The sequence below is a fragment of the Streptomyces fildesensis genome, assembly GCF_016107395.1.
Classification (GTDB): Bacteria; Actinomycetota; Actinomycetes; order Streptomycetales; family Streptomycetaceae; genus Actinacidiphila; species Actinacidiphila fildesensis.
In genome coordinates this window covers 105,140-128,384 of record NZ_JAAIKO010000013.1, presented here as the reverse complement: position 1 = coordinate 128,384, position 23,245 = coordinate 105,140, and the positions used below count along the sequence as shown (strand labels likewise).

The window sequence follows — 23,245 nt, the reverse complement described above, 5'->3', positions numbered from 1 at the left end:
TTGACCAAAGCCATACCGGCCATTCGGGCGGTCGACGCAGGAGAGCGGTAGCCATGGGCACTTCGCAGGCACGTCGCGGTGACACCCGCCACCGCATCCAGGACGTCGCGCTCGAACTCTTCGCCGAGCAGGGGTACGAGAAGACCTCGCTGCGCGAGATCGCCGAGCACCTCGAGGTGACCAAGGCCGCGCTCTACTACCACTTCAAGACCAAGGAAGACATCCTCACCAGCATCGTCGAGGACATCGGCCGGCCGGTCGACGAGCTGATCACCTGGGCCGAGGCGCAGCCGCGCACCCTGGAGAACAAGCAGGAGATGCTGCGCCGCTACAGCGCCGCCCTGTGGGGCGCCAGCGCGCTGTTCCGCTTCATCCAGGAGAACCAGGCCACGGTCCGCGAGCTGAGCATCGGCGAGCAGTTCAAGAGCAAGATGCTCGCGCTCAACGGTCTGCTGAAGGAGCCCGAGTTCTCGATGGCGAGCCAGGTCCGCTGCATCACCGCGCTCTTCGCGATGCACGCCGGGATGTTCGCCGTGCAGAACATCGAGGGCGACCCCGAGGAGAAGCGCGAAGCCATCCTCGAGGTCGCCCTCGATCTCATCGCCCAGGCTCACCGGAACCTGGACTGATCACCGCTGATGACGCTGTGGGTCACCTGACGGCATGCGTCACATGTTGACGCCGTGCTGGTGCAGGAACGACAGCGGCTCCATGCCCGAGCCGTAGACCGGCGTGGTGCGGGCCTCGAAGTGCAGGTGCGGGCCGGTCGAGTTCCCGGTGCTGCCGGACTTGCCGATCTCCTGGCTGGTGCTCACGGTCTGGCCGACCGAGACCTCGAGCTTCGACAGGTGGCCGTACTGCGTGTACGTGCCGTTCCCGTGCTTGATCACGATGTTGTTGCCGTAGGCGCCGCCCCAGCCGGCCTCGACGACGGTGCCGCCGTGCACAGCCCTGACCTGGGTGCCGGTCGGCACCACGAAGTCCTGGCCGGAGTGCTTGTGCGACCAGTGCGAGCCGGCCTGCGCGAAGGACGCGCCGATCGTGTAACTGGTCACGGGCTTCACCCAGGCGTTCTGGCGCGCGCTGCGGTCCGCGGCGGACTTCACGGCCGCCCGCTTCTTGGCGTCGGCCTTCGCGGCAGCGGCCTTCGCGCTCGCCGCGGCGGCCTTCTTCTGTACGTCGGCCTGCGTCTTCATGACGTCCGCGATGCTGTTCGCCGACGCGGTCCCGAAGAGACCCGCGTCCTGCGAGTCGGCGGCCATGGCCGCCGTAGAGCCCAGCGCGAGTGCCACGCACACGCCGCCCGCCACCACGGCCGCACGACCACGCATGACGGACTTCGGGGCGTGGTTCTTCGTCGAGTTCTTAAGCATGCAGGATTACCTCACTGAATGGGGGGTATGAAGCAGGAGCGACTGTGGGCCGCTCCGGCCATTCATTGGTAACGCGCTTCGCTGTGCCCGCACAAGGCGCGCTGCTACTAACTGCGGCCGTAGCGAAAGCAAGGACGAAACGCCTCTTGCCAAGCTCACCCCGGCTACTGAGTGAGTCCGGCGCACCTAGCTCGACCAGCCAGAACATGGGACCGACGGTGTTTTTCCCGCGGTTCCGGCGGCCGGTGCGGAACCGCCTTCCGAGCCCTTGAAGCATCGACTATTCCGCCTAGTAAGCTCGGAATGGCGCGTGTGCCATGTCACCACGCAATAAGATCAAATCGCTTTCCCGCGGGACGTTCCGTCATTCACCCGGGCCGAAAGTCCTGTGACCCCCGCCACTCAATTCCCCGGAAAGCATGGCGGCGCCCGCCCCGGCTGCCCTACCGTTGCCCCATCGACAGGGCGGGGGCGCACACGATGGCGGCGGACGAGTACCTGAACGACATCGAGCTGGCGGATGCGGTCGAGGCGGTCCGTGAGGGCCTGGCCACCGCTGCCGCGCGCGGCAGCGGGAAAGCGGTCCGCTTCGAGGTCGGCGACATCCACATGGAGTTCACCGTGGAGATCCGCCGCGACGTGACCGGCAAGGCCGGCGTCAAGGCCTGGGTCGTGGACGCCGGGGTGGAGGGCACCCGCTCCCGGGGCCGCACCCACACGGTCTCCTTCACCCTCAAGCCGAAGAACGCCGCCACCGGCGGCCATCTCGACATCCACATGGACGACGAGGGCGACAGCAGCCACTTCACCGACGCCGGCAGCTGACCGCCGTGGCCGCCGGGCCAGGGGCCGACGGCCCCCAGCGGAACCGGATCGCGGCGGTCTTCTCGGGCGGTCGGCAGGGCAGCGGCTATCTGCTGAGCCCCCGGCTGGTGCTGACCGCCGCCCACGTCATCGGTGACGGCCTGGACATCCGGATCGCCGTACCCGGCGGCCCGGGCGACGTGCGGTGCCGCGTCGTGTGGCAGCCGCACGAGATCGAGCGCGAGATCGACGTCGCCCTCATCGAGGCCCCCGTCGACCTGGTGCCGCCCACCGGCCTCGTCCAGCTGGGCGAGGTGGACTCCCTCTCCCCGATCCGTGACTGCCAGGCGATCGGTTTCCCGTACGTCCAGCGCGGCGGCCCGGAAGGGAAGTCCCTCGACAGCGAGCAGGTGACCGGCACCCTCAAACCCGGCTCCGGGATGCTCAAGCGCCAGTACGTCCTGGACAGCGACCACGCCCCGCCCTCCGCACGACAGGACGGCGGGTCGGCGTGGGCCGGGATGTCCGGCGCGGCCGTCTTCTGCGGCGCCCTGCTGATGGCCGTGGTCTGCGGCGACCCACGCGGCTGGCCGCACAGCCGGCTCATCACCGTCCCCGTCGCCGAGCTCGTGCGACACCGGGGTTTCATGGGCGCGCTCGATGCCGCCGGCTGCGCCTACACGTTCATCACCCGGCCGGTCGACCCGGACGCGGCGTTCACGTCCCGCTACGCGGCGTACATCGCCAAGCGGCACTCCACCCTCACCATCTTCGGGATCGACCTCAGCGACCGCTCCCGGGCCGTCTGGCCGCTCGACGCGGCCTACCTCAGCCTGGAGGTGACCGAACCCGACCGCGGCGCACCGGGGAGCCCGCTGCCGGGCGGCGGGGGGTCGGTGCGCGCGGAGCAGACCTTCGCCGGGCGTGAGCGCGTCCTGCTGCGCGGTCTCGCCGGATCCGGGAAGACCACGCTGGTGCAGTGGCTGGCGGTGTCCGCCGCCGGGCAGGACCAGGACGCCGGGGATCACCATCTGCGGGACCGCGTCCCGTTCGTCCTGCCGCTGCGCACCCTCATCCGCCATGGCGAGCTGCCGCTCCCCGCCGACTTCCTCCGCTCCGCGAACGTCCCATTGACCGCGCCGGACGGCTGGACCGAGCGGATCCTCCAGGCGGGCCGGGGTCTGCTGCTCGTCGACGGGCTGGACGAGATCGGTGAGCGGGAACGCGACCGCGTCCGCGACTGGCTGCGTGATCTGCTGATCGCCTTCCCCGGCAACCTGTGGCTCGTCACCTCGCGCCCTTCCGCGGTCTCGGACGCGTGGCTCGCGGGCGAGGCCTTCGCCGAGCTGGCGCTCTCCCCCATGGGCCGTGACGACGTCGGCGCGTTCATCACCCGCTGGCACGACGCCGCCCGCGCGACGGACGCCGACGCCGAGGAGACCGCCAGGACCGACGGCTACCAGCGCTCCCTGCTCGACGCCGTCCGCACCCAGCAGGACCTCGCCCGCCTCGCCACCAACCCCCTGATGTGCGGACTGATCTGCGCCCTGCACCGCGACCGCCGCGGCTATCTGCCGCACAGCCGCAAGCAGCTGTACGACGCCGCGATGTCCATGCTGCTGGGCCGCCGCGACCTGGAACGCGACATCGACGTACGGCTCACCGAGGAACCCCAGATCCAGCTCCTCCAGAAGCTGGCCTACTGGATGATCCGCAACGGCCAGGTCGAGATGGACCAGACCGACGCGGAGGAGCTCATCGCGGCAGCGCTCCCCGCGATGCCCGCGGTGGCCGCGATGGGGGACGCGTCGCAGGTCTTCCAGCACCTGCTGCTCCGCAGCGGACTGCTGCGCGAGCCCGCGGAAGGCACCGTCGACTTCATCCACCGCACCTTCCAGGACTATCTGGGCGCGAAGGCGGCCGTGGAGGAGCGCGACTTCGCGTTCCTCGTCCGCAACGCCCACGACGACCAGTGGGAGGACGTCCTGCGGATGGCGGTGGCCCACGCCCGCCCGGACGAGCGCGCCCGGCTCCTCAACCAGCTCGTCGCCCGGGGCGACCGCACCAAAAGCCACCGCTCACGGCTCCATCTGCTGGCGATGGCCTGCCTGGAGCAGGCGGTGGAACTGGACGCGGTCGTCCGGACCGCCGTGGAGGAGCGGGCGGCGGCCCTCATCCCGCCGCGCTCGGACGAGGGCGCCGACGCGCTGGCCGCGGTCGGCCCCGTCGTCCTGGAACTGCTGCCAGGACCCGCCGGCCTCTCGGTGCAGGAGGCGGCGGCGGTGGTCCGCACCGCCGGGAAACTCGGCACGGATGCGGCCATGGCCTTCATCAGCAGGTTCACCCAGGACGAGCGGTCGCAGGTGCAATTCAGCATTGTCGAGGCGTGGGACCACTTCCCCGTCGACGCCTATGCGGAGCAGGTACTCAAGTACTCGCTTCTCAACTCATGGGTAACCATCGACAGCGCGGCCAAACTCCGGGCCCTGCCTTCGCTGGCCCACGCCAGGCTCCTCTGGTGTGTGGGAGCGCTGCCTCCTGAAGAGCTATTGCCGCCGTCCAGAACGGTCCACCTACAACGTCTCAACATCAAGGACAATCCGCTTCTGGACAACCTCGGCCGGGTTTCGGCCGCTCCTGAACTGGAGCTGTTGGGTATCGCCAACTGTCCGGGCATCACCGACCTCGAGGATCTGAGGGACAACACTTCCCTCGAGTACCTCGACCTCTGGAACTTCACGCGGCCTCTGGATCTCCGGGTACTGGAGAGTCTGGAGTCCTTGCGTTCTCTGGGCCTCGCCACACACGTTGAGTGGGCCGATTTCCGCGACGCGCCGGCACTGGAACAGCTGACTCGTCTTTGGCTGATTCGGAACGCAGACGTCCGAAGCCTGCGCGGAATCGAGAAATGGCGCAGTTTGGGGTGGGTGTCGATCGACTGTCCCGACGAGGTGTCCTGTCTATCGGCTCTCGCCGGCCTGCCCGATCTCAGGAAACTGGTGCTCCGGGATGTCCGGCACCACATCACCGAGGCTCTGGTAACCATGCCGGCTGTCGCGACGCTCCAGCTCGTCGATCCGTCACCCGTCGTCGATCTGGCCTCTCTGGTGCGGCTTCTGCCCGGCCTGGTGGATCTGCGGTTCCTTTACGCCACCGCCCCGGCCACCACCACGCTCGACCTCACCGCACTCCGGGGCGTCGAAGGAATCCGTCTCACCGTGGAGAACGCGGCCCGGGTCATCGGCGCCGAATTGTTCCCGCAGGACCGGCTGCACATCACCCCGCACCGTCGTGACTGATCCGCACCCGCCGACCGCGCAAACGGCGCCGGCCCCGAAACCAGAAGGTTTCGGGGCCGGCGCCGTGCAATGCCGAGCAGCAGGCGTTACGCGTCCTTGGACAGGTTCGGCGCGGCTCCGCCGGAACCCGCGGCCTCGATCGGCGGAGTGTCCGCGACCGTGACCTTCTCCTCGCCGCGGAAGGTGAACTTCTTCTCCTCACCCTCGCCCTCGGTGTCGACGACCACGATGTGACCGGGGCGCAGCTCACCGAAGAGGATCTTCTCGGAGAGGATGTCCTCGATCTCCCGCTGGATCGTCCGGCGCAGCGGCCGGGCGCCCAGGACGGGGTCGTAGCCCTTCTTGCCGAGCAGCTTCTTGGCCTCGACGCTGAGCTCCAGGCCCATGTCGCGGTCCTTGAGGCGCTCGTCCACCTTGGCGACCATGAGGTCGACGATCTGCATGATGTCTTCCTCCGTCAGCTGGTGGAAGACCACGATGTCGTCGACACGGTTGAGGAACTCGGGACGGAAGTGCTGCTTGAGCTCCTCGCCGACCTTCGCCTTCATCCGCTCGTACCCGGTCTTGGCGTCACCCGTGGCCGCGAAGCCGAGGTTGAAGCCCTTGGAGATGTCCCGGGTGCCGAGGTTGGTCGTCATGATGATGACCGTGTTCTTGAAGTCCACGACCCGGCCCTGGGAGTCGGTCAGCCGACCGTCCTCCAGGATCTGCAACAGGGAGTTGAAGATGTCGGGGTGGGCCTTCTCGACCTCGTCGAAGAGCACGACGGAGAACGGCTTGCGGCGCACCTTCTCGGTGAGCTGGCCGCCCTCTTCGTAGCCGACGTAGCCGGGAGGCGAGCCGAAGAGCCGCGAGACGGTGTGCTTCTCGCTGAACTCCGACATGTCGAGCTGGATGAGCGCGTCCTCGTCGCCGAAGAGGAACTCGGCGAGCGTCTTGGACAGCTCGGTCTTACCGACACCGGACGGACCGGCGAAGATGAACGAGCCACCGGGACGCTTCGGGTCCTTGAGGCCGGCACGGGTACGCCGGATCGCCTGGGAGAGCGCCTTGATGGCGTCCTTCTGGCCGATGACGCGCTTGTGGAGCTCGTCCTCCATGCGCAGCAGGCGCGAGGACTCCTCCTCGGTGAGCTTGAAGACCGGGATGCCGGTGGCCGTGGCCAGGACCTCCGCGATCAGCTCCTCGTCCACCTCGGCGACGACGTCCATGTCGCCGGCCTTCCACTCCTTCTCGCGCTTGCCCTTGGCGGCGAGGAGCTGCTTCTCCTTGTCGCGGAGCGAGGCGGCCTTCTCGAAGTCCTGCGAATCGATCGCGGACTCCTTCTCACGGCGCACATCGGCGATCTTCTCGTCGAATTCGCGGAGGTCCGGCGGTGCGGTCATCCGGCGAATGCGCATCCGGGAGCCGGCTTCGTCGATCAGGTCGATCGCCTTGTCCGGGAGGAAGCGGTCCGAGATGTAGCGGTCGGCCAGGGTGGCGGCGGCGACCAGGGCGGCGTCGGTGATCGACACACGGTGGTGTGCCTCGTACCGGTCGCGCAGACCCTTGAGGATCTCGATGGTGTGGGGCAGCGACGGCTCGGCGACCTGGATGGGCTGGAAGCGGCGCTCAAGGGCCGCGTCCTTCTCCAGGTGCTTGCGGTACTCGTCGAGCGTCGTGGCACCGATGGTCTGCAGCTCACCTCGCGCCAGCATGGGCTTGAGGATGCTCGCGGCGTCGATCGCGCCCTCGGCGGCACCCGCACCCACCAGGGTGTGGAGCTCGTCGATGAACAGGATGATGTCGCCGCGGGTGCGGATCTCCTTGAGGACCTTCTTCAGGCGCTCCTCGAAGTCACCGCGGTACCGGGAACCGGCGACGAGGGCGCCGAGGTCCAGGGTGTAGAGCTGCTTGTCCTTGAGCGTCTCGGGAACTTCACCCTTGACGATCGCCTGGGCGAGGCCCTCGACGACGGCGGTCTTGCCGACGCCGGGCTCGCCGATGAGGACGGGGTTGTTCTTGGTGCGGCGGGACAGCACCTGCATGACCCGCTCGATCTCCTTCTCGCGCCCGATGACCGGGTCGAGCTTGGTTTCCCGAGCGGCCTGCGTCAGGTTGCGGCCGAACTGGTCCAGGACCAGCGAGGTCGAGGGCGTGCCCTCGGCCGGGCCGCCGGCGCCCGCCGACTCCTTGCCGCCGCCGGAGTAGCCGGACAGCAGCTGGATGACCTGCTGCCGGACCCGGTTCAGGTCGGCGCCGAGCTTCACGAGGACCTGGGCGGCGACGCCCTCGCCCTCGCGGATGAGGCCGAGCAGGATGTGCTCGGTCCCGATGTAGTTGTGTCCGAGCTGAAGGGCCTCGCGGAGCGACAGCTCCAGGACCTTCTTGGCACGGGGGGTGAAGGGGATGTGCCCGGACGGGGCCTGCTGGCCCTGACCGATGATCTCCTCCACCTGCTGGCGGACCGCCTCGAGCGAAATCCCGAGGCTCTCCAGGGCCTTAGCGGCGACACCCTCACCCTCGTGGATCAGGCCCAGGAGGATGTGCTCGGTGCCGATGTAGTTGTGGTTGAGCATCCGGGCTTCTTCCTGAGCCAGGACGACAACCCGCCGCGCGCGGTCGGTGAACCTCTCGAACATCGTTAATCGCTCCTCAGAGCGGTCGGGCAGTTAGGGGGCGGTCCCCTCCCTGTCCTTCCGCATGCTAGTCCCGACAGCGGGGCAGCTCACTTCAACCGTAGACACCCACCTGGGCCCTTTAGTCCCACGCAGCCGACAACAGCTCCAACCTGATGGTGCGAGACGATGTTCCCGCAGGCCAGGTGAATAGACCTTTATCGAGTACGCCGATGGCGAACGCGCGCCCATCCGCGGCGGCCGTCGTCCCGTCCCACTAGGACTTTCTTACCCGCCGGCACCGACATTCCATGCCGCGCGGGGCCAACGGGTGCGCTACGGGCGAACAACCTTGCGCTCATCGGCCGCACACCTGGCACCTTCGGCGGGCACGGAGCGTATCCGGAGCGCCACCGCTCGTAACCCTTGTGCTCCGCGGGAGTTGCATACTGCATGGGCTGGTACGAGCACGAGCTGGGTTGGCCGATCGCCGGTACGACGCCTCCGCACCTGGTCACCGGTGCGCGCTTCGACGCGCTGGAGGTTCCCGCCAAGGTGGGCTTCGCCGCACTGACACGCTTCCCGCGGCCCGGTGAACTGGGGCCCGTCGCGCTGGACGGACGGCGGGTCCTGCTGCTGGTGGCGGCGGGTACGGCGGAGGAACTGACCGGGCTGCTGGAATGGCTGGAATGGGGCGGAATCCCGCTCGATCTGACCGCCCTGGGTGCGGGCGATCTGATGCGGGCGCCGGCTCATCCCGAATGGGGACGCCGGGAGGCCGCCTACGACCGGACGGCGCCGGTCTGGCTGCGGCCTCCCCAACCGGGCTGCGAGGTGGAACCTACGTTGCCCGCGATGTGCTTCACGGGCCGCTCCGGTACCGATGGTGTGGGGGGACCCATCGGCCTGGTGGCACTGGTCTCCGCTCTCGCGACGGCCTGCCACCGGGTCCGGCTGCTGGAGAATCAGCCGTGTTCCTTCTCGTACGCCTCGCGAATGGACGCGGGAACACGGCCGCGGTCATTGACCTCATAGCCCTTGTCCTTGGCCCACGCACGAATCTTCGCGGTGTCCTGGCTCGCCGAACCGCCGCGCACAACCTTGGGACCGCGGCCACGGCCGACCCGTCCACCGGTCCTGCGACCGCTGTCCAGGTACGGGGTGAGCAGCCCGCGCAGCTTGTCCGCATTGGCAGTGGTGAGGTCGATCTCGTACGTCACTCCATCGAGTGCGAACGTGACGGTCTCATCCGCCTCGCCGCCGTCGAGGTCGTCAACAAGAAGGACCTGAACCTTCTGTGCCACCGGCTTCCCTTTCATCGAAAACGGATTAACGGTAAAAGCAAAGCGCCTTTTACGGAAAAACACAAACCCCTTGCGCGAAGCTGAGCAAGATGCCCGTGCGCGTACCGGACATACCGGGACCCTCAGAGTTGCAGCAGCATGCGGCTGTTGCCCAAGGTGTTCGGTTTCACTCGCTCGAGGTCGAGGAACTCGGCCACTCCCTCGTCATTGGAACGCAGCAGCTCGCCGAAGACATCACCGTCCACCGGCGTCTCGCCGATCTCGACGAAGCCGTGCTTCGCGAAGAAGTCGACTTCGAAGGTGAGACAGAAAATCCTGCGGACTCCGAGCCAGCGCGCGGTCTGCAAGAGCTTGGCCAGGACTTGATGTCCGACGCCCTTCCCACGCTGTCCCGGATGAACCGCCAGCGTGCGGACCTCTGCCAGGTCCTCCCACATCACATGAAGTGCGCCGCAGGCCACGACGGCGGCGTCCTCGTCGCGTTCGGCGACCCAGAACTCCTGGATGTCCTCATAAAGAGTCACCGTGGGCTTGTCCAGCAGGATGCGGTCACGGACATATGAGTCCAGCAGGCTGCGGACAGCCGGCACATCACTGGTCCTGGCCCGGCGGATGGTGACGTCATTTGATACGAGGGGCATGGCCGGACGCTATCGTTCGTCGGGCTCGGGAGGGGCAGAGGGGTCCACGGACTGGACTACGCGCATTGCGTCCCTGAGAGCTTCCCGCTGTTCCGGCGACATCATGCCGAAGAAGTGCACGAGGGCCGCGGCCGGGTTGTCGCTCGCCGCCCATGCCTCGTTCATCAGTGCGGCCGAGTAAGCAGCTCTTGTGGATACCGCCTCATAGAGATAGGCGCGGCCTTCCGCCTCGCGGCGCAGCCAGCCCTTCTGGTGCAGGTTGTCCATTACGGTCATGACCGTCGTGTACGCGATGGAACGGTCCTGCTGCAGGTCTTCGAGCACTTCGCGAACGGTGACCGGGCGATTCCACTGCCACACCCTGGTCATCACTGCGTCTTCGAGGTCTCCCAATGGACGGGGCACTCTCGAATACTAGTGACGATTGCCGGAAATGCCGCTTATTTAGCGAACCTCGTCGGTTCCGGCCTGCTGGACCGCCTCGGCCTTGGCGAACGCGGCGTCGACCGCCGCGTCCTCCTTGGCCTTGTTGGCCCCGCCCTGGTTCTTGATGATCGTCACGACGAGGCCGATGAAGAAGACCGCCATCACGAACGGCGGCACGAGCGCGGATACGTAGTCCATGCCGTCCAGCGTAGTCAGGCCGAGCGGGCTTCCTCGTCCGGGGGCGTGGCGCGGTGGTGTCCCGGCGGGAACACCTCGGCCGGCGTGGGGACCCGGCGGCCCGGGTCGGGGGCCGCGGGGCCCCTGGACGGCGCCGGGGCCGGAGCGGGCACCTGGGAGGGCCGTGCGGGCTTCTCCCCGGGCTTGCCCGACGTGTCCGGCCGGTCGGCCGCGGAGCCGAACAGGAGAGCCGGCACGGGCGATTCCGTGCGGCCGCCGGGCAGCGAGAGCAGCCGTCCGCGGTCGGCGATCGTGGAGCGTCGGCGCGACGTGGGCATATGGGCCTCCAGGCGGGCTCGTAGATCGTTTTCGGCCAGGTCCTCGCAGCGCCGCAGCAACACGGTGCGGCGGCGGTGCTCGACCGTGCCACAGGGGTGACTGCGCAGCCGCCGCAGCGCCGCGAGGTCGTCGGGGCCCGGCAGGTAGCCGGTGTCAAGGGCGTCCCGCAGCCGTGCGAGATAACCGGCGGCGCTGCCCGGGAGGGCCTCGCGGTAGCGGGCCAGCTCGGCGAGGAGGAACGTCCGGAGCCGCCCGCCCTCGCTGACCGCTTCGTCCAGGGCCTCGGCGAGCCGGAGGTACTCCTGGAGGTCGTCGGGGACGGATGTCGTGGTGGCGGGTCGGAGGGCCGCTGCGAGGGCGCGCCGGAACACACGCAGTTCGTCCGCGCTGAACGCCATGCCGCCCCGGGACCCGTGTGGCGTGGGCATGAGACGACTTTAAGTGCTAAACGGACAAAATTCCCGTAACGACATGGCTGGATCTGGGGACACCGACCAACCGGGGGACTAACTCGTCGAGACGTTCCGCTCGTAGACCAGGCGCAGCCCGATCAGCGTCAGCCACGGCTCGTGCACATCGATGATCGACGCCTCGCCGAGGACGAGCGGCGCGAGACCGCCGGTGGCGATCACCGTGACGTCGTCCGGGTCGTCGGCGAGTTCCCGGGCCATCCGCTCCGCGACACCGTCGACCTGGCCGGCGAAGCCGTACAGGATGCCGGACTGCATCGCCTCGATGGTGTTCTTGCCGATGACGCTGCGCGGGCGCGCCAGCTCGATCTTGCGCAGCTGCGCGCCGCGCACCCCGAGGGCGTCCACCGAGATCTCGATGCCCGGGGCGATGGCGCCGCCCATGTACTCACCGCGCACGGAGACCGCGTCGAAGGTCGTCGCCGTACCGAAGTCCACGACGATGCACGGGCCGTTGTACAGGTGCATGGCCGCGAGGGAGTTGACGATCCGGTCGGAGCCGACCTCCTTCGGGTGGTCCACCAGGATCGGCACACCCGTCTTGATGCCCGGCTCGACGAGGACCGACGGGACGTCCCCGTAGTAACGCCGGGTGACCTCCCGCAGCTCGTGCAGGACCGCCGGCACCGTCGAGCAGATCGCGATGCCGTCGATGCCGTCACCCAGCTCCATGCCCAGCAGCGGGTGCATGCCCATCAGGCCCTGCAGCAGGACCGCCCACTCGTCGGCGGTACGGCGCGAGTCGGTGGAGATCCGCCAGTGCTCGACGATCTCCTCCGCGTCGAAGAGGCCCAGGACGGTGTGCGTGTTGCCGACGTCGATGGTGAGGAGCATGCGGGTCTCAGACTCCCGGGCGAAGGTCGAGGCCGATGTCCAGGATCGGCGAGGAGTGCGTCAGCGCGCCCACCGCCAGGTAGTCGACGCCGGTCTCCGCGTAGGCGCGGGCGGTGTCGAGGGAGAGCCGGCCCGAGGACTCCAGGACGGCGCGGCCGGCGACGTGCGTGACGGCCTCGGCGGTCTGCTCGGGGGTGAAGTTGTCGAGCAGGATCAGGTCGGCGCCCGCCGCGAGGACCTCGCGCACCTGGTCCATGGTGTCGACCTCGACCTCGATGGCCAGGTCGGGGAACTCGTCGCGGACCAGCTTGAACGCCTGCGCGACGCCGCCGGCCGCGATCACGTGGTTGTCCTTGACCAGCGCCGCGTCCGACAGCGACATCCGGTGGTTGACGCCGCCGCCGCAGCGCACCGCGTACTTCTCCAGGGCGCGCAGCCCCGGCGTCGTCTTGCGGGTGTCGCGGACCTCCGCCTTGGTGCCCTCCAGCACGTCCGACCAGGCGCGGGTCGCGGTCGCGATACCGGACAGCCGGCACAGCAGGTTGAGCGCGCTGCGCTCGCCCGTCAGCAGGTCACGGGTGCGGGTGCGGACCGTCAGCACCACCTGGCCGGGCTCGACGCGGTCGCCGTCCTCGACGTGCCGCTCGACCTCGAACTCGTCGGTGCAGACGACCGACAGGACCGCCTCGGCGATCCGCAGTCCCGCGACGGTGCCGGCCTCGCGGGCGGTGAAGTCACCGGTGGCGAAGGCGTCCTCGGGGACGGTCGCGACGGTGGTGACGTCGACGCCCTGGTCGAGGTCCTCCTCGATCGCGATGTGCGCGATGTCCTCGACCTGGACGGGGTCCAGGCCCGCGTCGACCAGCAGCTGCGCCAGATCGGCGTCCAGACCGCACTGCAGCGGGTCGTGCTCGTACAGCTCCTCCTCGCCGCCGCAGCCGCACGCGTCACCGCAGCCGCCCGAGCCCTCGTCGGGCAGGCCGACGGGCAGGCCGAACTGCGGCAGCGGAAGAAGGACGGGCTGAGGACGGTCCGGGGTACTCACGAGGGCTCCTTGAGGGCTGCGCGGGTCGTCCCCCGCGGGGTTTCTGCGGTCACCGGCAGGCTGTCGAGCGGTGCCTCTGCATTGCGCACCGGCGGGAAGTCCGCCGTGTCGGTGGTGTGGACGGCCAGCGTCCCGTTCGGCGTCAGGCGGACGACGAGGTGCCGGCGCCACTGGGCATCGTCCCGGTCCGGCCGGTCCTCGCGCCAGTGGCAGCCACGAGTCTCCTCCCGGCGGCGGGCGGCCGCGACCAGGACCCGGGCCACCAGGCTCAGGTTGGACGCCTCCCACGTCTCGACGCACGGCTCCGCGGTCTTGCCGTCGCGCTCCAGATCCTCGACCGAGGCGGTGTGGAGCCGCTCCAGCGCGGTGGCCGCGCCCGCCAGACTGGCGGCGCTGCGCAGCACGCCCGCGCCCGCCGTCATGATCCGCTGGATCTCGTAGCGGGCCTCGGAGGCGAGCAGCGGGGTGCGGGCCGGTGCGGGGACTACGGGGGCGCCCGGCACGGTCGGGTCGGCGATGATGTCGGCCGCGATGCGCTCGGAGAAGACCAGGCCCTCCAGCAGCGAGTTGGAGGCGAGCCGGTTGGCGCCGTGCACACCCGTGCAGGCGACCTCACCGCACGCGTACAGGCCCGGCACGGTCGTCCGGCCCAGCAGGTCCGTCCGGACGCCGCCGCTCGCGTAGTGAGCCGCAGGAGCGACCGGGATCGGCTCGGTGACGGGGTCGATGCCGTGCGAACGGCAGGCGGCGAGGATGGTCGGGAAGCGCTCGGCCCACATCTTCGCGCCGAAGTGCCGGGCGTCCAGGAACATGTGCTCGGCGCCGGTCTCCTGCATCCGCCGCGTGATGCCCTTGGCGACGATGTCGCGCGGCGCCAGCTCGGCCAGCTCGTGCTGGCCGGTCATGAACCGGATGCCCTCGGCGTCGACCAGGTACGCGCCCTCACCACGGACCGCCTCGGACACCAGCGGCTGCTGGCCCTCGGCGTCCGGGCCCAGCCACAGCACGGTCGGGTGGAACTGCACGAACTCCAGGTCGCTGACCTCGGCGCCGGCCCGCAGCGCGAGCGCCACGCCGTCGCCGGTCGAGACGGCCGGGTTGGTCGTCGCGGAGAACACCTGGCCCATGCCGCCGGTCGCGAGCACCACGGCCTTGGCGTGCACCGCGCCGACGCCGTCGCGCTGGCCCTCGCCCATGACGTGCAGCGTGACACCGGCGGTGCGGCCCGCCTCGTCGGTGAGCAGGTCCAGGACGAGCGCGTTCTCCACGGTCTCGATCCCGGCGTCGCGGACCGCCTCCACGAGGGCGCGGGAGATCTCCGCGCCCGTCGCGTCGCCGCCCGCGTGCGCGATCCGGCGGCGGTGGTGGCCGCCCTCGCGGGTCAGCAGGATCTCGCCGGTCTCGTCGGACGTGTCGAACTGCGCGCCGGTGGAGATGAGCCGGCGCACCGCGTCCGGGCCCTCGGTGACCAGCGCCCGCACGGCGGGCTCGTCGCACAGCCCGGCGCCCGCGACCAGGGTGTCGTCCAGGTGCTGTTCCGGGGTGTCGCCCTCACCGAGCGCGGCCGCGATGCCGCCCTGGGCCCAGCGCGTGGAGCCGTTGTCCATCTGCGCCTTCGTCACGACGACGACCTTCGCCCCGGCGGCGGCGCAGCGCAGCGCGGTCGTCAGGCCGGCGACGCCGGACCCGACGACGATCACGTCGGCGGCGATCGCCCAGCCGGGGGCGGGGGCGTGCAACCGTATGCCGGTTCCGTTCATCGGGCGGCTCCGAATTCCAGGGGGATGTTGTCGATCAGACGGGTCGTGCCGACCTTCGCGGCGACGGCGAGGATCGCCGGTCCGGTGTGGCCGGGCGGCGCCTCGGTGAAGTCCGAGGGGTCGACGAGGGCCAGGTAGTCGACGGCCGGGCCGCCGTCCCCCGTCTGCTCCAGTACGGTGCGCGCCGCCGCTCGTACGGCGTCGGGGCCCGCCTGGACCGCGTCCCGGCCGGCGAACAGCGCGCGCGACAGGGCGAGGGCCGCCGGGCGGTCGGCGTCCGAGAGGTAGCGGTTGCGGCTGGACAGCGCCAGCCCGTCGCTCTCGCGGACCGTGGGGACGCCGACGATCTCCGCCGGGAAGTTGAGGTCCGTCGCCATCCGGCGGATGAGCGCGAGCTGCTGGGCGTCCTTCTGCCCGAAGAACGCGACGGCCGGGGCGGTGAGGTGGAGCAGCTTCGCGACGACGGTGAGCATGCCGTCGAAGTGGCCGGGACGGGAGGCGCCCTCGTAGCGCTCCCCCATCGGACCGGCCGTGATCCGCACCTGCGGTGCGCCGCCCGGGTAGACCTCGTCGGCCGCGGGCGCGAAGACGATGTCCGCGCCGGCCTCGGCCGCGATCTTCACATCGGCGTCCAGGGTGCGCGGATAGCGGTCCAGGTCCTCGCCGGGGCCGAACTGCAGCGGATTGACGAAGACGGTGACGACGACCTCGCCGTCCGCCCCCACGTGCTCCCGCGCGGTACGGACGAGCGTCGCGTGCCCCTCGTGCAGCGCGCCCATCGTCATCACCACGGCGCGCGGGCGGCCGTCCCGGGCGGCCGCCCGCAGTTCCGCGGCCGTCTCCAGCAGGTGCGTGGTCATCGGGGTCCCCCGTCCGCGAGGACTTCGAGCAGTGCCTCGGCGAATTCCGGCTTGAGCATTCCGTTGGCGATCGCGCGGTCCGCGGTGGCCCGCGCCATCGCCAGATAGGAGGCGACGGCCTGCGGGGAGTGCTTGCGCAGCTCCGCCAGGTGGGCGGTGACCGTGCCCGCGTCGCCGCGCGCGACCGGGCCGGTGAGGGCGCCGTCGCCGGCGCGCAGGGCGTTGTCGAGTGCGGCGCCGAGCAGCGGGCCGAGCATCCGGCCCGGCTCCTCGACGCCCGCCGCGCGCAGCAGCTCCATGGACTGGGCGACCAGGGTGACCAGGTGGTTCGCACCGATCGCGAGACCCGCGTGGTAGAGCGGGCGGGCCGCCTCGTCGATCCACTCGGGCTCGCCGCCCATCTCGATGACGAGGGCCTCGGCGGCCATCCGCAGCTGCTCGGGGGCGGTGACGCCGAAGGAGCAGCCGGCCAGCCGCTGCACGTCCACCGCGGTCCCGGTGAAGGTCATCGCGGGGTGCAGCGCGAGCGGTAGGGCGCCGGCCCGCAGCGCCGGTTCGAGGACGCCCGTGCCGTACCGGCCCGAGGTGTGCACGATCAGCTGGCCGGGGCGTACGGCGCCGGTCTCGGCGAGGCCGGCCACCAGGCCGGGCAGCGCGTCGTCGGGGACCGTCAGCAGGACGAGGTCCGCGCGGGCGAGCACCTCTTTGGGCTCGACCAGCGGCACGTCGGGCAGCAGGGTCGCCGCGCGGCGCCGTGAGAGGTCGGAGACCCCTGACGCGGCCACCGGCCGGTGACCCGCGAGCTTGAGGGCGGCGGCGAGCGCCGGTCCGACCCGGCCCGCGCCGACGACGCCGACGGTGAGACGGGCGGGGCGCGCCTCCGCTTCGGAGGGCATGGGGCCCGGGGTATGCGATGCGTTCACGCTGCGCTGGCCTTCCGTTCCAGTCCTGAGCGGTACCGGACGTTCTCGTCAATGCTACGCGAATGCTTCCCGGCCTCCCCGGGGGTCCACCGGACGGACACCGGGCAGCCGGGAAATCCCCCTCGGCAGAAGGGGGGCCCGTGGGGCAGGATCGGTGCCATGGGCAATGCGATCGACGACGAGAAGGCAGCGCGACTGGCGGCTGTACGGGCGTGCGACCGGGTGCTGTCCGGCGGCAAGCGGCCGCTGATGCGCGAACGGCTGGAGCGTCTGGTGGCCGAGAGCGCGGCCGCGTACGACCTGGACCTTCCGCTGGACATGTACGGCGACGGCGTCGTCGCCACGCTGGAGCAGCGGGTGGCGGAGCTGCTGGGCATGGCGGCCGCGGCGTTCTTCCCGACCGGCACGATGGCGCAGCAGGTGGCCCTGCGCTGCTGGGCGGGCCGGACGGGCAACCCGGCGGTCGCCCTGCACCCGCTGGCCCATCCCGAGGTGCATGAGCGCGACGCCCTCTCGGTGGTGAGCGGGCTGCGCACCGTCCATCCGACGACCGCGCCCCGGATGCCGACCGCGGAGGAGATCCGGAACCTCGACGAACCGTTCGGCACGCTGATGCTGGAGCTGCCGCTGCGCGACGCCGGCTTCCAGCTGCCCACCTGGGAGGAGCTGACCGCGACGGTGGCCGCCGCCCGCGACCGGGACGCCGTGGTGCACTTCGACGGCGCCCGGCTGTGGGAGTGCCCGCCGCACTTCGGGCACTCCCTGGCGGAGATCGCGGACCTCGCGGACAGCGTCTATGTGTCGTTCTACAAGTCGCTCGACGGCATCGCGGGCGCGGTGCTCGCCGGCCCGGCCGACCTGATCGCGGAGGCGAAGGCCTGGCGCCACCGGTACGGCGGGCTGCCCTTCCAGCAGTTCCCGACGGTGCTCGCCGCGCTGGCAGGGCTGGACACCGAACTGCCGCGCCTGCCCTCGTACGTGGCGCACGCCAAGAACGTCGTGGAGGGGCTCCGGGACGGCCTCGAGGGCGCGGTGCCGTTCTTCCGGATCAACCCCCCGGTGCCCTTCACCCACCAGTTCCAGGTGTGGCTGCCGTACCCGGCCTCGGTCCTGGACGCGGCCGGGCTGCGACAGGCCCTGGAGACGAAGTCCGTCGTGTTCGGCAAGTGGTTCGACAGCGAGGTGCCGGGGATGGCGGTGACCGAGGTGACGGTTGCCGCGTCGGCGCTGGAGTGGACGGTCGACGATGTCGCGGAGGCGGTGCGGGCGTTCGTGGAGCGCCTGCAGCAGGACTGACCCGGGCCCGGGAGCGAACGCGCCGCACCTCCCGCGTCACTCGCCCGCGACCCGCAGCAGCAGCTTGCCGGTGGTGGTGCGGGTGTCCATGAGGCGGTGTGCCTCGGCGGCCTCCTCCAGCGGGAATTCGGCGGTGACCGGCAGCTCGACCTTGCCGCCGGCGACGAGCTGGAACGACCTGTCGGCGATCGCGCGCAGCCGCTCCGGCTCGTTCTCGGCGATGGTGAGGATCGAGAAACCGGCCACCGACAGGCCGCGCGGGTACAGCTCGGGCTGGCCGAGCTGCCAGGGGGCGCCGCCGCCGGCGTTGCCGAAGGAGACGAGCCGGCCGAACAGCGCGAGGGAGTCCAGGCTGCGGCGGAGTGTGTCGCCGCCGACCGGGTCGAGCGCGAGATCGACGCCACGGCCGCCGGTGGCCCGCCGGACCTCCGCGGCGAAGTCGTCGCCGACGAACACCTCGTCGTAGCCGTACTTGAGCGCTTCCGCGACCTTCTCCGGCCGCGACACGACCCCGTAGACGGCACCCGCCCCACCGAGCCGGGCCACCTGCCCGGCGACCGTGCCGACCCCGCCGGCCGCGCCCTGGACCAGTACGGTCTCTCCGGCGCGCAGCCGGCCGACCTCGTGCACCAGGCCCTGAACGGTCGGCAGAACGGTCGGCAGGGAGGCACCGACCCGCAGGGACACGCCACCGGGCAGCGCGAAGACGGTGACGGCGGGGGCCGTGACGACCTCCGCGTAGCCGCTGTGCGGCGTCAGGGCGGCGACCTGCTGCCCGACGGCCAGACCTTCGACGCCGGCGCCGACGGCACGGATCCGGCCGGACACCTCGAGACCGGGACGGAACGGCAGCGCCGGCACCCGGTACCCGTCGGCACGGGCCTTGGTGTCGGCGAAGTTCACCCCGACGTAGGCCACGTCGACGGTCACCTCACCGGGTCCTGGCTCCGGCACCGGAACCTCGGTCACCCGCAGGACCTCGGGTCCGCCGAACTCTCCGAATTCGATTGCACGCATGACAGCCACCCCTCGCCAACTGTTCGATGAAAAGCGAACTCTGAAGCCTGGAGCCGGAGCCTAGTGGCCGCCGGTGCCGGCGCGTACCAGGCCCGTCTCGTAGGCCAGTACCACCGCCTGGACGCGGTCGCGCAGGTCGAGCTTGGTGAGGATCCGGCCGACGTGGGTCTTCACCGTCGCCTCGGACAGCACCAGCTTCCGCGCGATCTCACCGTTCGACAGCCCCTGGGCGACGAGCAGCAGCACCTCGCGCTCGCGCTCGGTCAGCCGGTTCACCGCCGTGTTGTCCGGGGCGCCGGAGCTGGGCAGCATCGGTGTGAAGCGGTCCAGCAGGCGGCGGGTGGTGCTCGGGGCGACGACCGCGTCCCCGCTGTGCACGGAACGGATCGCGCCCAGCAGCTCGTCCGGCGGGACGTCCTTGAGCATGAAGCCGCTGGCGCCCGCCTTGAGCGCCGAGAAGGCGTACTCGTCCAGGTCGAAGGTGGTGAGGATGAGCACCCGCGGGCCGCCGTCGTCCGGCTTGCGGTCCGGGCCGCCGCAGATCTGGCGGGTCGCCTCGACGCCGTCGAGGCGCGGCATGCGGACGTCCATCAGCACCACGTCCACCTTGGTGGAGCGCAGCACCTCGATCGCCTCCGCGCCGTCGCCCGCCTCCGCGACGACCTCCATGTCGGGCTGGGCCTGCAGCACCATGCGGAAACCGGTGCGCAACAGCACCTGGTCGTCGACGAGCATTACGCGGATCGCCATCGTGTTCTGGTCCTCTTCTGCTGGAAATCGGCTTCTGGGGGTCGGCGGGGATGACCGGGCGGGGCGGGACGGCGGGGGGCGCCGGGGGCGTCAGCGTCCCGTCTTGAGGGGCAGCACGGCGCTGATCCGGAAGCCGCCGCCGGGCCGTGGCCCGGCCTCCAGCGTGCCGCCGATCATGGCGATGCGCTCGCGCATCCCGATCAGGCCCTGCCCGAGGCCGTCCTGACCGCCGTCCTCGTACAGCTCGTGCTGGGAGCCCCGCCCGTCGTCCTCGATGAGCAGGTCCAGTTCGGCGTCCGCGAAGACGAGCTGGACGGTGGCGGTCGCGTCGATGCCGCCGTGCTTGCGGGTGTTGGTCAGTGCCTCCTGGACGATGCGGTACGCGGTCAGCTCCACGCCGCTGGAGAGCGGACGGGCCTCGCCGGTCACCTCGAAGCGGACCGGCAGGCCGGCGCCGCGCACCTGCTCGACGAGCTCGGCGAGCTGGTCGACACCGGGCTGCGGCACGTACTCGCCGCCGCTGTCGTCGCCCGCCCGCAGCAGACCGAGCAGCCGGCGCATCTCGGCGAGCGCCTGGCGGCCGGTGCTGGAGATCGTCGACAGCGCCTGCTTGGCCTGCTCGGGCGACGCGTCCAGCACATAGGCGGCGCCGTCCGCCTGCACCACCATCACCGACACGTTGTGCGCCACCACGTCGTGCAACTCACGGGCGATACGGGCCCGCTCGGCGGCGACCGCGGCCTTGGACTGCGCCTCGCGCTCCCGCTGGAGCCGGGCGGCGCGCTCCTCCAGCTGGAGGTAGTAGGCGCGGCGGGTGCGGAGGCTGTCGCCGATGACCCAGGCGAGCGCGAAGGGGACGGACACGAAGATCACCTGGGCGATGCCGACCCAGGTGCTGGAGTACGGGTTGTCCTCCGGCCAGCGCAGGGTCGAGATCGGCGAGGCGCTCAGACCGCCGACGAGGGCGAGCCGCGAGGACCAGCGGGCGCCGTTGGCAGCGGCGGTGTAGACGGCGACCAGCATCGCGAAGTCGCCGGGATTGACCCGGACGTCCAGCAGGAGCTGGGCGATCCCGAGGGCGATGACCAGCAGCAGCGTGTTCTCCGGCGACCGGCGGCGCAGCGCGACGACGGCGCTCAGCCCGAACGCGATCGGGATCGCGGCCAGCCGGGAGAACTGCGATGCCTGGCTGTTCTCCATCACCCACAGCGCGCTGAACCCGAGCAGGACGAGAGCCCAGAAGCTGTCGACCCATGTCGGGTGTCTGCGGAGGAAGGAGTAGAGGCGCTGCACATTACCCAGCGTATGCAGGGGAATGGCGGTCCGGGGTCAACCGCCAGATCGATCTCGGGTACTCCGCAAGGTGGAGGGAACCCCCTTGAACCCGGCATTGGTCCCGTTGTGGTCCCGCATTGGTCCCGTTCCGCCCCGATATCGCCCCTCAGTGGACTCAGGGGGTCACGACCCGATCACAGGGGGGCCGTCCGATCCCACCCCTGCGGACCTGCGGACCGGCCTCGCCCCGACCCGGCGGTCAGCCCGCGCGTCCCCGGCGGTCAGCCCGCGCGGCGGTGGTTGCGCGAGCGGGAGCGCTTCTCGATGTACATGCGCTGGTCCGCGGAGTGCAGGATCTCGTCGGCGGTCATACCGCAGCCGGCCCAGCCGATGCCGAAGCTGGCACCGACGCGTACCGCCCGGCCGTCGACCCGGATGGGCGGGATGATCGCGTTGCGCAGCCGCACCGAGAGGTCCTGCGCGTCGGCCGGGCCCAGACCGTCGGCGAGGACCACGAACTCGTCGCCGCCGAGCCGGGCCACAGTGTCGCCGTCACGGACCACGCTCGCCAGCCGGCGGGCGACCTCGATCAGAACGGCGTCGCCCGTGTGGTGACCGAACCGGTCGTTGATCGACTTGAAGCCGTCCAGGTCGCAGAAGAGCACGGCCAGCCCCTTGCTGCCCGAGTCCACGCTCTCGTCCGGCGCGATGGTGTGGGTGTGCAGGTCGTAGCCGCTGACCGCCCCCATGGGGCTGGCCATCTCGTCGGGGCCGAAGCCGTAGCTGAACGCGAACTCGTCGGGTGCGGCGTCGGACACCGCGTCGTCCGGCCGTTGACAGAGCCGGCTGGAGAGCCGGGCGCGCAGCTCAGCGCTGTTCGGCAGCCCGGTCAGCGAGTCGTGGCTGGCGCGGTGGGCGAGCTGCATCTCGCGACCCTTGCGCTCCTCGATGTCCTCGACGTGGGTCAGCAGGAAGCGCGGGCCGTCCGCCGTGTCCGCGACGACGGAGTTGCGCAGCGAGACCCACACATAGGTGCCGTCGCGGCGGGCCAGACGCAGCTCGGCCCGGCCGCCCTCGGCGGAGGTCCGCAGCAGCAGGCCGACGTCCTCGGGGTGGACGAGGTCGGAGAACGAGTAACGGCGCATCACGGAGGCGGGCCGGCCCAGCAGCCGGCACAGCGCGTCGTTGGCACGCAGCAGCTTGCCGTGCTGGTCGCCGCCCATCTCGGCGATGGCCATACCGCTGGGCGCGTACTCGAACGCCTGCCGGAAGCTCTCCTCGCTGGCGCGCAGCGCCTGCTGGTCGCGCTCCAGCCGGACCAGCGCCCGCTGCATGTTGGCCCGCAGCCGGGCGTTGCTGATGGCGATGGCGGCCTGGAAGGCGTACATCTGGAGCGCCTCGCACCCCCACGGTCCCGGGTGCCGGCCGTTGGTGGGCTTGTCGACGGAGATGACGCCGATCAGCTCCCCGCCGATGTTCGCGGAGGCGTACATCGGGGCGTAGAGCCGGTCGTTGGGGTGCCACTCGTCCGGGAAGCGGGGCGGCGGGCCGTCGGTGTGCCACTGCGGGACGTCGTCGTCGACCAGGACCCAGCCCTCGGTGTGCGGTATGAACCGCAACATCCCCCAGCGCTCACCCATGTTCAGCCGGCGCTCCCACGAGGCGCGGGATCCGACGCGGCCGGCGAGCAGTGACTCGGCGGCGGCACTTCCGGCGAAGGCGGCGACGACCAGGTCGCCGTCCGGGCGCACCAGGTTCACGGCGCAGAGTTCATAGCCCAGCCCGTTGACCACCCCGTCGGCCACGGCCTGCAGGGTGTCGGCGAGACTTCGTGCCGTATTGAGGTCTGCTACGACCTGGTGCAGCTGACGCAGGGTCGCGAGACGGACATACGGCTCCGACTCGGTGTCCATGCCTCTCTCCGAGCCCTCGACAGCAACTCCTGGGATTTCTTGTCGTCCGATTGCCACGGCAACTGAATCACAGCGAGCAGTTCGGCCGGTACACAGGGTCAACAATTCCTGCTTCTTGTGACTCAAGTCACAGGAGTTTGTC

General features: G+C 70.5%; 21 protein-coding genes. 5 read left to right on the top strand and 16 right to left on the bottom strand.

Annotation, left to right across the window (positions count from 1 at the left end; genetic code table 11):
* Positions 1–53 precede the first annotated feature (53 nt).
* Entirely contained in the window at positions 54–629 is a 576-nt protein-coding gene (locus tag C6N31_RS20060; protein WP_138354125.1) for a TetR/AcrR family transcriptional regulator, read from the top strand.
* Between the two features lie 39 nt (positions 630–668).
* On the opposite strand, the gene C6N31_RS20055 is transcribed toward C6N31_RS20060, so the two are convergent.
* On the bottom strand, positions 669–1,373 hold the full coding sequence (locus C6N31_RS20055; protein ID WP_138354124.1) for a M23 family metallopeptidase: 705 nt from the start codon (positions 1,371–1,373) through the stop codon (positions 669–671).
* A 480-nt stretch (positions 1,374–1,853) separates the two neighbouring features.
* Between C6N31_RS20055 and C6N31_RS20050 the strand changes: the two genes are divergently transcribed.
* Together C6N31_RS20050 and C6N31_RS20045 are read left to right on the top strand one after the other, a co-directional pair.
* Positions 1,854–2,198: a trypco2 family protein gene (locus C6N31_RS20050; RefSeq protein ID WP_138354123.1), complete on the top strand. Its 345-nt coding sequence runs from the start codon at positions 1,854–1,856 to the stop codon at positions 2,196–2,198.
* Positions 2,199–2,203: 5 nt separating this feature from the next.
* Positions 2,204–5,476 carry an NACHT domain-containing protein gene (locus C6N31_RS20045; protein WP_244809337.1) on the top strand — a complete coding sequence of 1,091 codons (3,273 nt, stop codon included), beginning with the start codon at positions 2,204–2,206 and terminating at the stop codon, positions 5,474–5,476.
* Between the two features lie 86 nt (positions 5,477–5,562).
* On the opposite strand, the gene C6N31_RS20040 is transcribed toward C6N31_RS20045, so the two are convergent.
* Positions 5,563–8,097, bottom strand: a complete 2,535-nt coding sequence (locus C6N31_RS20040; RefSeq protein WP_138354122.1) for an ATP-dependent Clp protease ATP-binding subunit — start codon at positions 8,095–8,097, stop codon at positions 5,563–5,565.
* Positions 8,098–8,526: 429 nt separating this feature from the next.
* Here C6N31_RS20040 and C6N31_RS20035 point away from each other — a divergent pair, with 429 nt between their 5' ends.
* A complete protein-coding gene (locus C6N31_RS20035; RefSeq protein WP_198357935.1) occupies positions 8,527–9,108 on the top strand; it encodes an SCO3374 family protein in 582 nt (193 codons plus the stop codon).
* On the opposite strand, the gene C6N31_RS20030 is transcribed toward C6N31_RS20035, so the two are convergent.
* From C6N31_RS20030 to C6N31_RS19985, 10 genes are all read right to left on the bottom strand, one after another.
* The gene (locus tag C6N31_RS20030; RefSeq protein WP_138354121.1) at positions 9,039–9,377 is read right to left on the bottom strand and encodes a histone-like nucleoid-structuring protein Lsr2; all 339 of its coding nucleotides are present in this window, start codon (positions 9,375–9,377) and stop codon (positions 9,039–9,041) included. The two genes, C6N31_RS20035 and C6N31_RS20030, sit on opposite strands and share 70 nt — an antisense overlap.
* Positions 9,378–9,499: 122 nt before the next feature.
* Positions 9,500–10,018 (bottom strand): amino-acid N-acetyltransferase, encoded by a 519-nt coding sequence (locus C6N31_RS20025; protein ID WP_138354120.1) that lies wholly within the window; start codon positions 10,016–10,018, stop codon positions 9,500–9,502.
* A 9-nt stretch (positions 10,019–10,027) separates the two neighbouring features.
* Positions 10,028–10,423 carry a BlaI/MecI/CopY family transcriptional regulator gene (locus C6N31_RS20020; RefSeq protein ID WP_138354119.1) on the bottom strand — a complete coding sequence of 132 codons (396 nt, stop codon included), beginning with the start codon at positions 10,421–10,423 and terminating at the stop codon, positions 10,028–10,030.
* Between the two features lie 39 nt (positions 10,424–10,462).
* Positions 10,463–10,642, bottom strand: coding sequence for a hypothetical protein (locus tag C6N31_RS20015; protein WP_138354118.1), 180 nt, complete (start codon positions 10,640–10,642; stop codon positions 10,463–10,465).
* Positions 10,643–10,656: 14 nt separating this feature from the next.
* A complete protein-coding gene (locus C6N31_RS20010) occupies positions 10,657–11,388 on the bottom strand; it encodes a hypothetical protein (RefSeq protein WP_232485412.1) in 732 nt (243 codons plus the stop codon).
* Positions 11,389–11,466: 78 nt separating this feature from the next.
* The gene (locus tag C6N31_RS20005) at positions 11,467–12,264 is read right to left on the bottom strand and encodes a type III pantothenate kinase (protein ID WP_138354117.1); all 798 of its coding nucleotides are present in this window, start codon (positions 12,262–12,264) and stop codon (positions 11,467–11,469) included.
* A 7-nt stretch (positions 12,265–12,271) separates the two neighbouring features.
* A complete protein-coding gene (gene nadC, locus C6N31_RS20000) occupies positions 12,272–13,309 on the bottom strand; it encodes a carboxylating nicotinate-nucleotide diphosphorylase (RefSeq protein WP_138354116.1) in 1,038 nt (345 codons plus the stop codon).
* Positions 13,306–15,069 carry an L-aspartate oxidase gene (locus C6N31_RS19995; protein ID WP_138354115.1) on the bottom strand — a complete coding sequence of 588 codons (1,764 nt, stop codon included), beginning with the start codon at positions 15,067–15,069 and terminating at the stop codon, positions 13,306–13,308. Before C6N31_RS19995 ends, nadC begins: the two co-directional genes overlap by 4 nt.
* Positions 15,066–15,929: a pantoate--beta-alanine ligase gene (panC, locus tag C6N31_RS19990; protein ID WP_198357934.1), complete on the bottom strand. Its 864-nt coding sequence runs from the start codon at positions 15,927–15,929 to the stop codon at positions 15,066–15,068. Before panC ends, C6N31_RS19995 begins: the two co-directional genes overlap by 4 nt.
* The gene (locus C6N31_RS19985) at positions 15,926–16,825 is read right to left on the bottom strand and encodes a Rossmann-like and DUF2520 domain-containing protein (protein WP_164296156.1); all 900 of its coding nucleotides are present in this window, start codon (positions 16,823–16,825) and stop codon (positions 15,926–15,928) included. Before C6N31_RS19985 ends, panC begins: the two co-directional genes overlap by 4 nt.
* Before the next feature lie 186 nt (positions 16,826–17,011).
* Between C6N31_RS19985 and C6N31_RS19980 the strand changes: the two genes are divergently transcribed.
* Positions 17,012–18,148, top strand: a complete 1,137-nt coding sequence (locus C6N31_RS19980) for a threonine aldolase family protein (protein WP_198357932.1) — start codon at positions 17,012–17,014, stop codon at positions 18,146–18,148.
* 36 nt (positions 18,149–18,184) lie between these two features.
* On the opposite strand, the gene C6N31_RS19975 is transcribed toward C6N31_RS19980, so the two are convergent.
* The 4 genes from C6N31_RS19975 to cdgB form a co-directional block, all read right to left on the bottom strand.
* Complete coding sequence (locus tag C6N31_RS19975) at positions 18,185–19,165, bottom strand: quinone oxidoreductase family protein (RefSeq protein WP_138354111.1); 981 nt, start codon at positions 19,163–19,165, stop codon at positions 18,185–18,187.
* A gap of 60 nt (positions 19,166–19,225) precedes the next feature.
* Complete coding sequence (locus C6N31_RS19970) at positions 19,226–19,915, bottom strand: response regulator (RefSeq protein ID WP_138354110.1); 690 nt, start codon at positions 19,913–19,915, stop codon at positions 19,226–19,228.
* 90 nt (positions 19,916–20,005) lie between these two features.
* On the bottom strand, positions 20,006–21,208 hold the full coding sequence (locus tag C6N31_RS19965) for a sensor histidine kinase (RefSeq protein ID WP_138354109.1): 1,203 nt from the start codon (positions 21,206–21,208) through the stop codon (positions 20,006–20,008).
* A 263-nt stretch (positions 21,209–21,471) separates the two neighbouring features.
* Positions 21,472–23,103 (bottom strand): diguanylate cyclase CdgB, encoded by a 1,632-nt coding sequence (gene cdgB / locus C6N31_RS19960; RefSeq protein WP_138354108.1) that lies wholly within the window; start codon positions 23,101–23,103, stop codon positions 21,472–21,474.
* Between the last annotated feature and the right edge of the window lie 142 nt (positions 23,104–23,245).